Origin of the sequence: Bathymodiolus heckerae thiotrophic gill symbiont, assembly GCF_900180345.1 — a bacterium.
GTDB lineage: Bacteria > Pseudomonadota > Gammaproteobacteria > PS1 > Pseudothioglobaceae > Thiodubiliella.
In genome coordinates this window covers 1-13253 of sequence record NZ_FXLV01000041.1, presented here as the reverse complement: position 1 = coordinate 13253, position 13253 = coordinate 1, and the positions used below count along the sequence as shown (strand labels likewise).

Annotated in this window: 9 protein-coding genes; 2 read left to right on the top strand and 7 right to left on the bottom strand. The window is 41.3% G+C overall.

Going from position 1 to position 13253, the window contains the following annotated elements:
- Positions 1-348 precede the first annotated feature (348 nt).
- The 5 genes from CRYPD_RS05765 to gshA form a co-directional block, all read right to left on the bottom strand.
- Positions 349-816 carry a rhodanese-like domain-containing protein gene (locus tag CRYPD_RS05765; RefSeq protein WP_138146649.1) on the bottom strand — a complete coding sequence of 156 codons (468 nt, stop codon included), beginning with the start codon at positions 814-816 and terminating at the stop codon, positions 349-351.
- 1 nt (position 817) lies between these two features.
- Positions 818-1447: a response regulator gene (locus CRYPD_RS05760; protein ID WP_138146648.1), complete on the bottom strand. Its 630-nt coding sequence runs from the start codon at positions 1445-1447 to the stop codon at positions 818-820.
- Complete coding sequence (locus CRYPD_RS05755) at positions 1444-2928, bottom strand: GAF domain-containing sensor histidine kinase (protein WP_138146647.1); 1485 nt, start codon at positions 2926-2928, stop codon at positions 1444-1446. The genes CRYPD_RS05760 and CRYPD_RS05755 overlap by 4 nt, the downstream gene beginning before the upstream one ends.
- A 32-nt stretch (positions 2929-2960) precedes the next feature.
- On the bottom strand, positions 2961-4301 hold the full coding sequence (gene mnmE, locus CRYPD_RS05750) for a tRNA uridine-5-carboxymethylaminomethyl(34) synthesis GTPase MnmE (protein WP_138146646.1): 1341 nt from the start codon (positions 4299-4301) through the stop codon (positions 2961-2963).
- Positions 4302-4458: 157 nt separating this feature from the next.
- Positions 4459-6009 (bottom strand): glutamate--cysteine ligase, encoded by a 1551-nt coding sequence (gshA, locus tag CRYPD_RS05745; protein WP_138146645.1) that lies wholly within the window; start codon positions 6007-6009, stop codon positions 4459-4461.
- A gap of 47 nt (positions 6010-6056) precedes the next feature.
- Between gshA and CRYPD_RS05740 the strand changes: the two genes are divergently transcribed.
- Entirely contained in the window at positions 6057-6980 is a 924-nt protein-coding gene (locus CRYPD_RS05740) for a Nudix family hydrolase (protein WP_138146644.1), read from the top strand.
- Positions 6981-6991: 11 nt separating this feature from the next.
- Here CRYPD_RS05740 and CRYPD_RS05735 read toward each other — a convergent pair whose 3' ends face one another.
- Both CRYPD_RS05735 and yaaA read right to left on the bottom strand, forming a co-directional pair.
- Positions 6992-7615, bottom strand: coding sequence for a ComF family protein (locus tag CRYPD_RS05735; protein ID WP_138146643.1), 624 nt, complete (start codon positions 7613-7615; stop codon positions 6992-6994).
- 26 nt (positions 7616-7641) lie between these two features.
- Positions 7642-8394 carry a peroxide stress protein YaaA gene (gene yaaA, locus CRYPD_RS05730; RefSeq protein ID WP_138146642.1) on the bottom strand — a complete coding sequence of 251 codons (753 nt, stop codon included), beginning with the start codon at positions 8392-8394 and terminating at the stop codon, positions 7642-7644.
- A gap of 205 nt (positions 8395-8599) precedes the next feature.
- Here yaaA and gltB point away from each other — a divergent pair, with 205 nt between their 5' ends.
- A complete protein-coding gene (gltB, locus tag CRYPD_RS05725) occupies positions 8600-13096 on the top strand; it encodes a glutamate synthase large subunit (RefSeq protein WP_138146641.1) in 4497 nt (1498 codons plus the stop codon).
- Positions 13097-13253: the final 157 nt, after the last annotated feature.

Genomic DNA, 13253 nt, shown 5'->3' with positions numbered 1-13253 from the left:
CAATTTTTTCCAGATTGGTGATTTTATTAAACCTTGTCCTAGCAGGGCTAAGGCTGGGTTTAAAAAATCGCCAAGCGGGTGAAAAGTGGATTTTTGATGATTATTCATATTTATGCAAAGGTCTCCTTGTATTATTTGCTTGGAAAAAAATAGATTTTTTTTAATTTTAGAGTTTGTTTTTAAGGGGTATGCAGGGGCCTTAAATTTGTTAGGCCATTACACGATAAAAAACCAGATAAACAAGGTGTTTTTTGGTTTTTATAGAAAAATATGGAAAATTTTAAAAAAAATTGTAACAGTTGAAATTAAGATGAGAAATTATGAATTATGTAAAGGCCTCTACTAAAGTTAAAGACTAGGCTGCTGTTTATCTGCTGCAACAGCACGATTAAGCCATTCATCAGCCTCGTCAATATCAACAATATTGCCATTTATATCAAGCATTTCTATGTCGTTATCGTTCCAGCCTTTGATGCCTAATTTAAGTGAGCGTACATTTTCAAAGCCCATTTGCTGCATAGTGTACGCTGCAAGTGCGCTACGATTGCCTGAGCGGCAAACCACTATGATATTTTGATTTCTTGCTCTGGCTAACTCAGGCACGGTGTCATCATAATTCCATGCGCAAGCGCCTTCAAGTGTGCCTCTTGGAACATGAATTGAGCTTTGAATATACATTCTATCAAACTCATCTTGTTCTCTAATATCCAATAAGATTAAACTGGGATTTTGTTCGACTTCCTCTTCTAAATCCCACGGCATTATTTCATCTACGGTTTTAAGTGCTTGTGCTACGAGTTTTTGATAATCGTCCATTTTATTTACAATAACCTTTTTTCGTTACCATCACTGCCACTTCGACCCTTGAAGAAAGGGAGAGTTTTTTTAAAATAGATTTCACATGTAGCTTCACTGTGCCATCGGAAATACCCAACTCTCTGGCAATAACTTTGTTGCTGTGTCCGCTTGATACTTGGCAGGCAACTTCTTTTTCTCGGTTAGTAAGCGTGTCAAAAGAAGGCTCGCTGTCGGTTAATTCGTCTCGCAGGGCTTTTGCTAATATATGAGTCATGTTTTGGGCAACGATAATGGAGCCTGTTTTTACTTGGTTCAACGCATCCACCAATTCATCAGGATCCATGTCTTTTAATAAATAACCTTGTGCGCCGTGCTTTAGACAATCCCGCAAATCCTGCTCCTCAGTGCTGGTAGTCAGCATCACAATTGGGGTTTGTTCGTCGCTTTCTTTGAGTGCTTTTAATACCTCAAGGCCAGACATATCAGGCATACGCAAATCGAGCAATATAATATCTACCAACAAGTTTGGTATTTCTGCCAAGCCTTGTTCGGGTGAGGCTGCTGCTTTGGCGCTGATTTTTCTAGATTCTAATAAGGAAACAAGCCCGTTGCGGAATAAGGCATGATCATCAATAATATAAACCTTCATGCGTTCTCTCCAAAAGTAACTATCACTCTCGTGCCTTCGTCGGCTTCAGATTCGATCTCAATATGAGCACCGATTCTAGTGGCGCGTTCTTTCATAATATTCATGCCGATATTATTCCCCATTACTTCGGCATCAAGCTGGTCTTTTTTGAAACCAATGCCATCGTCTTCAATTAGCAATTGACAATGTGGCTTAGCAGAGAATAGAATTCGTACATTGCGTGCTTTGGCGTGTTTACGAATATTAGATAAAGCTTCTTGGGTAATACGCATAATCTGCATTTCTGTTTCTGCTGTAAGGTCGAATTTTCCCTCTACTTGTAAATAAGTCGCAATGCCTTCTTCTGTTTTAAAACGACTGACCAAGTTTTCTAGCGATACTTCAATGCCACTAGGGTCTAACGGCACACGGAAATTACACATTAACGCCCTAAGTTCTTGGTTGGCTTGGGTAATATTTGACTGCAAACTGGCAACTTTTTCACTGGCATCTTTTTTATCACCTTGCTTTAACATATCGTCTAATACCGTTACTTGCAGTTTTAAACTGTAAATGGTTTGCGCTAAAGAGTCGTGGATTTCTTGCGATAAAAACAGCCCTTCTTGCGACAGCTCTAGGCGTTTAGTCTCTTCATCAAGTCTGGCTTTATCAAGTGCGATAGCTATATTTTCAGCCATTGATTCGAGTAATGCCCGTTCGTCAAAAGCAAGCGATGGCTCACTGTCAAAAAATAAATTAAACACGCCTAGGGTTTTTCCGTGGTATTTCAATGGCACAAAAATCGTGCCGACATTCGCCTTGGTTGCAGATTTTTTGCCCACACATTTGCGACAAGTGTGCACACTAAACTGCACAAAAGTGTCTTGTGCCATTGCCACTTCACCACAAAAACACTCGCCACTAGGCACATTAAGCACTTGCTCTTTATCGTCAATCACTCCGTATTGTGCAACTAAATACAATGTCCCATCATAGGTTAAACGCCGTGCCACACCAGAAGAAGCAGAGGTCATCTGCACAAATACATCTAAAAAATACTCAAACAATTCTGTGCTGGAGTGCATTGAGTTGAGTTTTGATGAAACACTATAAAGCGTCTCTAATGAGGCAGTTTTTTTGCTCAAGCGCTGAACCTGCTTTTCCAAAATATCCTCCATATCGTCATATAGGTATTGGTTTTCATCAATAAGATGATTAATGGCCATAGCCACAGGCTGAAAAGTGGTTTTTTGCTTATCGCCTAGGCGCGCACTTTGGTCAATGTTATATTCATTCACCCATTGCTGTAAATCACTAAATGGCGATAGAAAATCTTTACGAATGGATAAATATAAGCCCAAATATACCAACAATATCAATAACACAAGTGCTATATCGGTAATATCAGGCGATTGATAAACCAAAACCAACTCACGCCACAATAACGGCGACAAAACAACCATTATTAAAAAGTAAAAATAAAATTTAGTTTTAATTTTCATAATTTATCAAAAATGGGGAAGCCTTGTCTTTCTCATTTACCAATACAAAAAGAGGAAAAAATCTCACCCAACAAATCATCAGAGGAGAATTCACCTGTGATACTACCTAAATCTTGAGCAGCGTGGTATAAATCTTGAGCCAGCAACTCGCTGGCATTATTATCAAGTTGCACCAAAGCGTTACGCACGGACGCCAATGCAGACTCTAAGGCAACAATATGACGCTTGCGTGCTAACAAAACGCCTTCGCCAGTATGGTTTAAACCAGCAATCTCTGAGAGTTTTTGTTTTAGCAAATCAATGCCCTTTGACTGTTTGGCACAGATTGACAATTGGGTATAACGCCCAACATCTGCCACGCCCACAGCGTCATTGGTTAAATCCACCTTATTTTTAATCAATAATATTGGCTTGTGATCAAGCCCATCTGCCAAAATCGATAAATCTGGCGTTTTGTCTTGTGCGTCAAATACCAATAACACCACATCGGCACGCTCAATCTCGTCATACGCTCTTTTAATGCCTTCTTGTTCTACTTTATCCTCACTTGCCCGCAACCCCGCCGTATCAATAATATTGAGTGGCATGCCATTAATATGTATGGTTTCTTTCAATACATCACGGGTAGTGCCTGCAATATCGGTTACAATCGCACTCGGCACTTGCGTTAATGCGTTAAGTAAAGAAGACTTGCCGGCATTCGGCTTACCCGCAATCACAACATTTAGCCCCTCTCTTAAAATCACACCCTGCTCGGCAGCGCTTAAAATATCTTGAATATCGGTTTCAATTTGCTCAATCTTTTTCTTCACTTCGCCTGAGGCTAAAAAATCAATCTCTTCATCAGAAAAATCAATCGTTGCCTCCACAAAAACCCTTAATTCAATCAATGCCTGCGTTAAGGTGTTCACTTGTTCAGAAAACTCGCCCGACAAAGACCTTAGCGCACAGCGAGCTGATTGCTGCGAACTGGCATCAATAATATCTGCCACTGCCTCCGCCTGCACCAAATCCATTTTTCCATTCAGAAAAGCCCGCTTGGAAAACTCGCCCGGATCAGCAGCAGCCGCACCCAATGACATAGTAGCCTCTAGCAACAAACGCATCACCACAATACCCCCATGCCCTTGCAACTCTAAAACATCTTCACCTGTAAATGAATGTGGCGCTGGAAAAAACAACGCCACGCCTTTGTCAATCTCGCTGCCATCTTGGTGAAAAAATGAACCATAATGTGCATAACGCGCTTTAGGAACATGCCCCAGCATTTTTTCTGCAATTTCGCCTACAAGCACGCCCGATACCCGTACAACGCCGATACCGCCTTGCCCTAAAGCACTTGCCAATGCACAGATTGTGGTTGCGTTATTCATCAAAAAACCGATAGTTTTATTAGCCCGTATTTTATCAGCGAAAGACTCATTCCGCTACCAACAAAAAACCCAGCAATAAAGCCAGGTTTTTTCCGTCAAGGTTCAACCTTGACAAGAAGGCGACTGATCAAGGCTTGCCTGTGTGGTTGGATAATGGTTAGGGGTTAAAATAATGGGCTAAATAGTCATCAAAACTCATATTATCCGCCTGTTCTATCTCGAATTGCTGTTCGCAAGATTTTTTGGTTTGTTGGTCTAGGTAATCAAAGTGTGCTAGGTCAATTTCCTTAGCGAGAAAATCTTTTTGGTGTTGTTTCGCTAACGAACTGGTGTAACTAAAAAATCCTTGGTTTTGGCTTCTCATCTCATTGAGTGCAATCACAGATGGTGTGAGTTCGGTGTGTGTAATGCGTTTGCTTATTTGTCTAACCGCCGTCTGATAATCTTGCCCCAATAATCCAGCACACAAGTGGATTTTATCCATGCTCGTTTTACCCAGTGCTTGCAGTAAAATACTTTGCCCTTGGTGCATTAAGACCAAATTGGGCTGGCGACCCTGATGTGCTACGAGCTGGTTATTACTGTCAATTTCGACTTGTTCCCGACTTGAAATAATAGGGGAATCTTCCAACAAACAAAACAGCAAAAATGCCTCTAAAAATAACACCTGTGTTTTATCAATGCCCAAAGGTAAGTTTGGATTAATATCCAATGAGCGTAATTCAATATAAGCAATACCGTTATCATACAAGGCATCCAAAGGCTTTTTTCCTGAGGCAGTATCTGGCTTAGGGCGCACAGAGGCATAATATTCATTTTCAATTTGCAGAATATTGGTGTTCAGTTGCTGATATCGCCCCTGTTTTTTCAGCCCAATGTTCTCATATTCATCACACGAAGTTTGCATACCAGATTTCAAACTGTGAATATAATGCCTCAAAGAATTATAATTCGCCTTTACCCCTGCCTCATCTTCACGCAGATTTTGATAGCCAATGTCTCCCATTCGCAGCGAAGTGGCATACGGCTCGTATAAAGTAGAGGTATTAAATTCAACCAAGGAATGCTGGTGATAGCCCTTTAAAAACGACTTACAAACAGCACTTGATGCGCCAAATAAATAAGGTATGAGCCAGCCGTAACGCACCACATTACGAGTGAGTGCCATATAATTTTGGTCAGTAAAATCTCTCAATGTTTCATTTGATGCTTTTAATAGGTGGTATTGCTTAAAAAAATCCGCTGAAAAAGAATAATTAAAATGAATACCCGCAATGGTTTGCATAACGCTGCCATAGCGATTAGCAAGTCCGTGTCGATAAACGGTCTTCATCATCCCTTGATTACTGGCACCATATTGAGCAATTGGGATATAAGTCTCGCCACGAATCACACACGGCATAGAAGTCGGCCAAAAATTTTGATCCTTAGGCAAATGATGATATAAATATTGCTGAGTTTTGGACAAAAACGCCAGCATCTCCTCAGCGTTATGCACAGGTGGTGTAACTAGCTCAATCAACGATTCGGAAAAATCTGTGGTAATATTTGGATGCGTCAATGCACAACCAAACGCCTTTGGATGTGGTGCCTGGGAGATACCGCCCTTTCTTGACACCCGCAAGCCTTCTTTTTCCAAACCCATTAAATTGTCCTTTAACAATACGCTGTAAGGTTTTAATTGTTGAATTTTTTCCGTTAAGTTCAAGGGCTTACCCAATGATAAAATGACGCTATTTTACCTTTACTACGCAAATGAAAACAATCAAGGCAGTGGTCGGCGTTTTACGCAACAAAAACCAAGAAATACTCATTGCACAACGCCAAAAAACACAATTTATGGGTGGATTTTGGGAGCTTCCTGGTGGCAAAATTGAAAACAACGAATCGCCAGAGCAGGCCATCAGCAGAGAGCTTAAGGAAGAGTTGGGCATTCAAGTTACGCATCTAAACCTACACCAAACTATGGCACATCAATATAATGATAGAGCCGTCGAATTGAGTATTTACAACATCGAACAATACCAAAATACGCCATCAGGGGTTGAAGGTCAGGCGATTTCTTGGGTGAAGATTGATGCACTCAATAACTACAAACTGCTGCCAACGATGAAAGCCTTTATTAACTCAATCACCTTGCCCAATAAATACTGGATTACCCCATCAAGCAATCACCAAAGCGACGAATGGATGGAAAAATTTAACCAAAAACTTGCCTCAGATATCACACTCATTCAGCTGCGAAGCAAGGTGGCGTTAGATAGTGTGTTTATTGCTGAGCTTTACAATCAGTGTAGGCAAAGAAACATCAAACTGCTGCTTAATACTGTCAACAAATCATTTAATGAGACTTATTGCGACGGCTGGCACCTTACCACCTATGAAATGCTGACATTAAACAAAAGACCCTGCACCGAAGACAAATTACTCGGCGTATCCACACACGACTTAGATGAAGCACTCAAAGCCCAACAGATAGGCGTTGATTTTGTCGTCATCTCCCCCGTCCAAGCCACCCAAACCCACCCAAACACCACGCCACTCGGCTGGGACAGTGCCATTGATGTAGCAGATAAACTCAATATCCCTGTGTACTTTTTAGGCGGTATGGGCGCAAAAGATTTAGCCAAAACTCTAGAATTAGGCGCACAAGGCATTGCAGGGGTTAGTGCTTTTTAAAGGACATCTCTTCAGAATTTAGCTCTGGACAAGGTCAATACATCGCAGGTTTTTGCGCCTGCTTTAATGACGGTTTTTGCTAATTCGTTGAGGCTTGCACCTGTGGTCATTACATCATCAACCAATAAAACCCGTTGATACGATATTAAATCGGCATAAAATGCACCTTTGACTTCTTTTTGGCGTTGTTCGGGGTTAAGGCTTTCTAAAGATTGGGTGGCTTTTATGCGTTTAATACTGTGGGTATCAACGATGACTTGTGGTTTTTTCTTAATCACGCTAAGAAGTTCTAGCACTTGGTTAAAACCTCGCTCTCGAATGCGTTGGCAGCTGAGTGGCATGGGAATAATCGCATCATAATCTTGGAGTAATTGGTATTTATCTGCCAACTTATGGGCAAAATAATCGCCGATACAAAGTTGTTGGCTGTATTTAAAAGATTTAATCAGTTGTGCAACCAAATCTTGATAATCGTATAAAGTATAAGCACGATTAAAAACAGGGGAATGGTTTAGACATTGCCCGCAAAAGTCAAGATTACCATTGATGGGATATGCACAAGATTGACAGCGATTTTGTTGATTGGAAAATTCGGCTTCACAAGCCTCGCAGACACAAAACTTTGCCTGCTCCATACACAGAATACAGGATTGTTTGGGGATTAGCCTCTGGTAAAAACCCATGTTAACTCATCAGACATATCGGCTTTAAATTGATAGTTTTCAACCTTAAATGCTTTTAGTGACTCAGGCTCATTGAGCCTATTTTTAATCATATAATTCACCATCAAACCTCTGGCTCGTTTGGCATAAATACCAATAATTTTATAACTGTTATTTTTAAATTCTTTAAAGACAATATTAATGATTTTTGCATTCAAGGCTTTTTTATCAATACCTTTAAAATACTCATTAGAAGCGAGATTAATAATAACTTCAGATTCATCTTCATTCAGAATTTGAGCAATTTGATTGCCCCAAAATTCATATAAATTCTTGCCCTTAGCATTTTCAAGCCGAGTGCCCATTTCCAAACGATAAGGGGCAATTAAATCCAGCGGACGAATCACCCCATACAAGCCCGACAACATCCGCAGCGTATTCTGCGCAAAGTCTAAATCTGCTTTTGACAAACTCGGTGCATCAATACCATTATAAACATCGCCTTTAAAAGCAAGCAAGGCTTGCTTGGCATTTGTAAGTGTAAACGGTGTTTTAAAAGCCTGAAAACGCTCAAAATTTAATGCCGCTAATTTTTCACTAATTGACATTAAGTTGGCAATTTCATCCTGAGTTTTGTCTTTTAAAATATCAATCAGCCCTTGAGATTGTGCCATTTGGCGTGTTTGGGTAAATAAGGCAATGTCGCTAGGATTAAAATCCTGCGTTTTAGAGGGGGAAATAACCGCTAACATTATAAATTATAAGAAAAAGAAAAATATTCTACCTTAATTTTTGATACCAAACACCGATAAAAAGCCTTATGCAAGAGATTCACTATTTCACCCCATAGCTCTACATAAGCACGCCTCTGAATAGGTTGATTTGTGCTGTTTTAATTGTGTTCTTTAGGTTATAATTAGGCGTTTTTTTCGATTTTTATATTGTAGATTTTTGCCCATGAAAAACCCACTATTACACCTACCAAAAACGCACGGCCTTTACCATCCAGACAATGAAAAGGAGAGCTGTGGCGTTGGTTTTATTGCTCATATTAAGGGAAAATCATCGCACGCCATTACTGCAGATGCTTTAGAAATGCTGACAAGAATGGATCATCGTGGTGGTTGCGGTTGTGAGGAAAACACGGGCGATGGTGCTGGTATTTTGACCGATATTCCACATGATTTTTTCATTCAGAAAATTAAATCATTATTTAATGTTGAGGTTAAAAAAGGGGCGTATGCCGTAGGCAATATATTCTTACCACAGGACGACAAACAACGCATCCATTGTATGGATTTATTAGAAAAATCCATTGCCGATGAAGGGCAAACATTGATTGGCTGGAGAGATACGCCAATTGACACTGATAAGGCAAATGTAGGCAATATTGCCAAAAAATCTCAGCCAGTGATTAAGCAGTTAATCATCGCTAAGGCCAATGACATTGGTACACCTGCCTTTGAGCGCATCCTATTTGTGATTAGGAAACACACCTCAAATGCAATTAGAACTGACGAGGCTCTATCCCAAGCGCTGTTATTTTATGTATGTAGTTTGTCCACCAGCGTTATTATTTACAAAGGTATGCTCATGGGCTCTCAAGTGCTGGATTTCTACACGGATTTATCAAACCCTGAGTATTCAACTTATTTAGCAATGGTGCATTCTCGTTTTTCAACCAATACTTTTCCCTCTTGGGATAGGGCGCAGCCTTGCCGTTATATGTCACACAACGGTGAAATTAATACTCGCCAAGGCAATTACAACTGGATGTACGCCAGAGAAGGCACACTAGAAAGTAAATTATTTAAAAACGATGACTTGTCCAAAACACTCCCAGTGATTGAGACTGAGGTATCCGATTCCGGCAGTTTTGACAATGTCTTAGAATTTTTAATGATGAATGGTCGTACTTTACAAGAGGCAGTGCTGATGATGGTGCCAGAAGCTTGGCAAAATGACACCAATATGAGTGATGAGAAAAAAGCATTTTATGAATATTTCTCCAATGTAATGGAGCCGTGGGATGGCCCTGCTTCTATTGCTTTTACTGACGGTCATTACATCGGCGCAGTGCTTGACCGTAACGGCTTACGCCCTTCTCGCTATTATTTAACCCATGACGAACGGGTGATTATGGCGAGCGAGGTCGGCGTGGTTGATGTGGCAACAGACAACATTAAAACCAAAGGCAGACTACGCCCTGGTAAAATGTTTTTAGTAGACTTTGAAAAAGGCGAATTGCTTGATGATGAGGTCATTAAATCAGAATTTGCTAAGAAAAATCCCTACCAAGCATGGCTAAACGAACAACAAATCCACTTGTCAGAGCTACATTGTGAGCGAGAAGCGCATGGTTTTTACCCTGAGACACTTATTCATCGCCTAAAAGCATTTGGTTACAGTACAGAAACCATGCAATTTATGCTTCTACCACTGGTGAAAGAGTTGCGTGACCCAGTTGGCTCAATGGGCAATGATTCTGCCTTGGCATGCTTGTCTAGCCAATCACGCATCATTTATGACTATTTTAAACAACTCTTTGCCCAAGTAACCAACCCTGCAATTGATTCTATTCGTGAAGAAGTGGTAATGTCGTTGCGTTGCTCTATCGGCCCTGAGGGCAATCTCCTTAGTGACAAAGCTGAAAATGCACACCGCCTAGTTATCGACCACCCCATTCTTACCAACGAAGAAACAGCTGCACTCAAGCATTGTAATCACCGTGGTTGGACCTCAAAAACCATCGATATTACCTATGACACCAGCTCAAACAAGAAAATCACTGAGTTACTTGATGATATTTGCCAACAAGGCTCACAAGCCATTAAAGACGGGTACAGCCTGATTATCTTATCAGACCGTAATATTGATGAAAATCGAGTTTCTGTTTCTAGTTTATTAGCATCAAGTGCGCTACACCGCCACCTTGTGACTTGTTCTGAGCGTACTCAAGTCGGTATTATTGTCGAAACGGGTGAGGCGCGTGAAGTGCATCATTTTTGTCTAATGACAGGTTTTGGTGCAGATGCGATTAATCCATATTTGGCATTTGAGGCATTATGGCAAGCACGCCGTGACCAGCTTATTGAAATAGAAAGCGATGAAGCCATTATTACTGCTTATCGCAAAGGTATCGGCAAAGGTATGCTCAAAGTTATGGCAAAAATGGGCATCTCTACTTTGGAATCCTACAAGGGCGCACAAATTTTTGAAGCCGTTGGTTTAGCACAAGAAGTGATGGACAAATGCTTTTTTAAAACAGCATCACGCATTGATGGCGTAGGCTTTGATATTCTACAAAGCGAAAGCAAAACACGCCATCATCATGCCTACCAAACACACACACTAGACAATTTAGGTCATTATCATTGGCGTAGTGGCGGCGAAAAACATATGTGGGATCCACAAGCAATTTCCAACTTACAATTAGCCGCACGCAACAATGACGAATCCGCTTATTGGGCGTTTTCCAAGCACGCTAACGAAGAAGGTACACGCAACTCAACCTTGCGAGGGCTAATGTCGTTTAAAAAAGGCAACCCAATTTCCATTGATGAAGTCGAAGGCGTTAAGGAAATTGTAAAACGCTTTGCCACGGGGGCAATGAGTTTTGGCTCTATCTCTGCAGAATCACACGAATCACTCGCCATTGCCATGAACCGCCTAGGCGGAAAATCAAACACGGGCGAAGGCGGCGAAGACTCTAAACGCTGGACACCTGATGCCAATGGTGATTCTCGTCGCAGTGCTATTAAACAAGTGGCATCAGGTCGTTTTGGCGTAACCATTGATTATCTAAACAACGCAGACGAAATCCAAATCAAAGTCTCACAAGGGGCAAAACCCGGCGAAGGCGGCGAATTACCAGGCGCAAAAGTCGATGAAGGTATCGCTAAAATCCGCCATTCAACACCCGGCGTGGGCTTAATTTCACCACCGCCACACCACGATATTTACTCTATTGAAGACTTATCGCAACTCATTTTCGATTTAAAACGCTCTAATCCAGCCGCCCGCATCAGTGTGAAACTGGTGGCTGAAGTAGGCGTAGGCACGATTGCCGCTGGCGTAACTAAAGCAAAATCAGACCATATCGTGATTGCAGGTCATGACGGCGGCACAGGTGCATCACCGCTGACTTCGATCAAACACGCAGGCTTGCCATGGGAGCTTGGTTTGGCAGAAACACATCAAACCTTAGTGATGAACAATTTGCGCTCTCGTGTAGTTATTCAAACGGACGGACAGCTAAAAACAGGTAGAGATGTCGCTATTGGCGTCTTACTCGGTGCTGAAGAATTTGGATTTTCAACCGCGCCACTGATTACGCTAGGGTGCGTTATGATGCGCAAATGCCACCTTAACACTTGCCCCGTTGGCATTGCCACACAGGACAAAGAACTACGCAAGAAATTTACTGGCAAACCAGAGCATGTAGTCAACTACCTGTTTATGGTGGCACAAGAATTACGCTTGATTATGGCTGAATTGGGCTTTAAAACAGTCAATGAAATGATTGGTCGAGTGGATATGTTGGAAATGAATAAAGCCATTGACCACTGGAAGCAAAGCTCCATCAATCTTGATGCGTTGCTAACCCCTGCACAAAAGCCACATGACAATACAGGCACTTACCAAGACGAAGCACAAGACCACAAATTAGAACTACAACTAGACAACATGCTGATTAAGCAAGCACAGAGCGCCATTGACGGCAACGACAAAGTTAAATTTGATGCTAAAATTACCAATGTTGATCGTGCTGTCGGTGCAATGCTGTCTTCACACATCGTCAAAACACGAGGCGCTAACAATTTAGAGGACGGTAGTATTCACATTAATTTCCAAGGATCCGCTGGACAATCTCTAGGTGCTTTCTTAGCAAAAGGCGTAACACTAGAAGTGGAAGGCGATGCCAATGACTATGTGGGCAAGGGTTTATCAGGCGGTCGTGTGATTATCTACCCACCTAAAAACTCCACCTTCAATGCCGAAGATGAAATCATCGCAGGCAATGTCTGTGGCTACGGCGCAACAGGCGGTGAGTTGTATTTATCAGGCTGCGTCTCAGAACGATTTTGCGTGCGCAACTCTGGTGCAACCGCTGTTGTAGAAGGCATTGGTGACCACGGCTGTGAATATATGACTGGCGGCAAAGCTGTAATTTTAGGTGAAATTGGTCGCAACTTTGCAGCAGGTATGTCAGGTGGCATCGCCTTTGTTTACAACCCAAATAAGACTTTTGACAGTATGCTGTCCACAGGTGCAATGGTAGATTTAGACCCGTTTGATGATGCTTATGAAACTGAACTAAAAAACCACATCCAAACTCATTATGACTTAACGAATTCGCAAATCGCCAAGCATATTTTAGATGACTGGTCAAATGCATTAAACGACTTTGTCCTTGTGATTCCTACTGAATACAAAAAAGCACTTCAAGGTTAGTATCTGTAAAACCAGAGAATGCAAGTATACAATGTGAGACCTTTGCATAATTCATAATTCCCCATCCTATTTTCAACCCTTGCAATTTTTCAAAAAAAATAGCTCAAAATTTCCGTATTTTTCCATAAAAATCTAAAAAACACCTTGTTTGTTTGAT

Excerpts from the sequence above, each read along its gene's own strand:
- CRYPD_RS05740 (WP_138146644.1), top strand. The coding sequence starts at position 6,057 with ATGAAAACAATCAAGGCAGTGGTCGGCGTTTTACGCAACAAAAACCAA.
- yaaA (WP_138146642.1), bottom strand. The coding sequence starts at position 8,394 with ATGTTAGCGGTTATTTCCCCCTCTAAAACGCAGGATTTTAATCCTAGC.
- CRYPD_RS05765 (WP_138146649.1), bottom strand. The coding sequence starts at position 816 with ATGGACGATTATCAAAAACTCGTAGCACAAGCACTTAAAACCGTAGAT.
- CRYPD_RS05760 (WP_138146648.1), bottom strand. The coding sequence starts at position 1,447 with ATGAAGGTTTATATTATTGATGATCATGCCTTATTCCGCAACGGGCTT.
- mnmE (WP_138146646.1), bottom strand. The coding sequence starts at position 4,301 with ATGAATAACGCAACCACAATCTGTGCATTGGCAAGTGCTTTAGGGCAA.
- gltB (WP_138146641.1), top strand. The coding sequence starts at position 8,600 with ATGAAAAACCCACTATTACACCTACCAAAAACGCACGGCCTTTACCAT.
- CRYPD_RS05755 (WP_138146647.1), bottom strand. The coding sequence starts at position 2,928 with ATGAAAATTAAAACTAAATTTTATTTTTACTTTTTAATAATGGTTGTT.
- CRYPD_RS05735 (WP_138146643.1), bottom strand. The coding sequence starts at position 7,615 with ATGGAGCAGGCAAAGTTTTGTGTCTGCGAGGCTTGTGAAGCCGAATTT.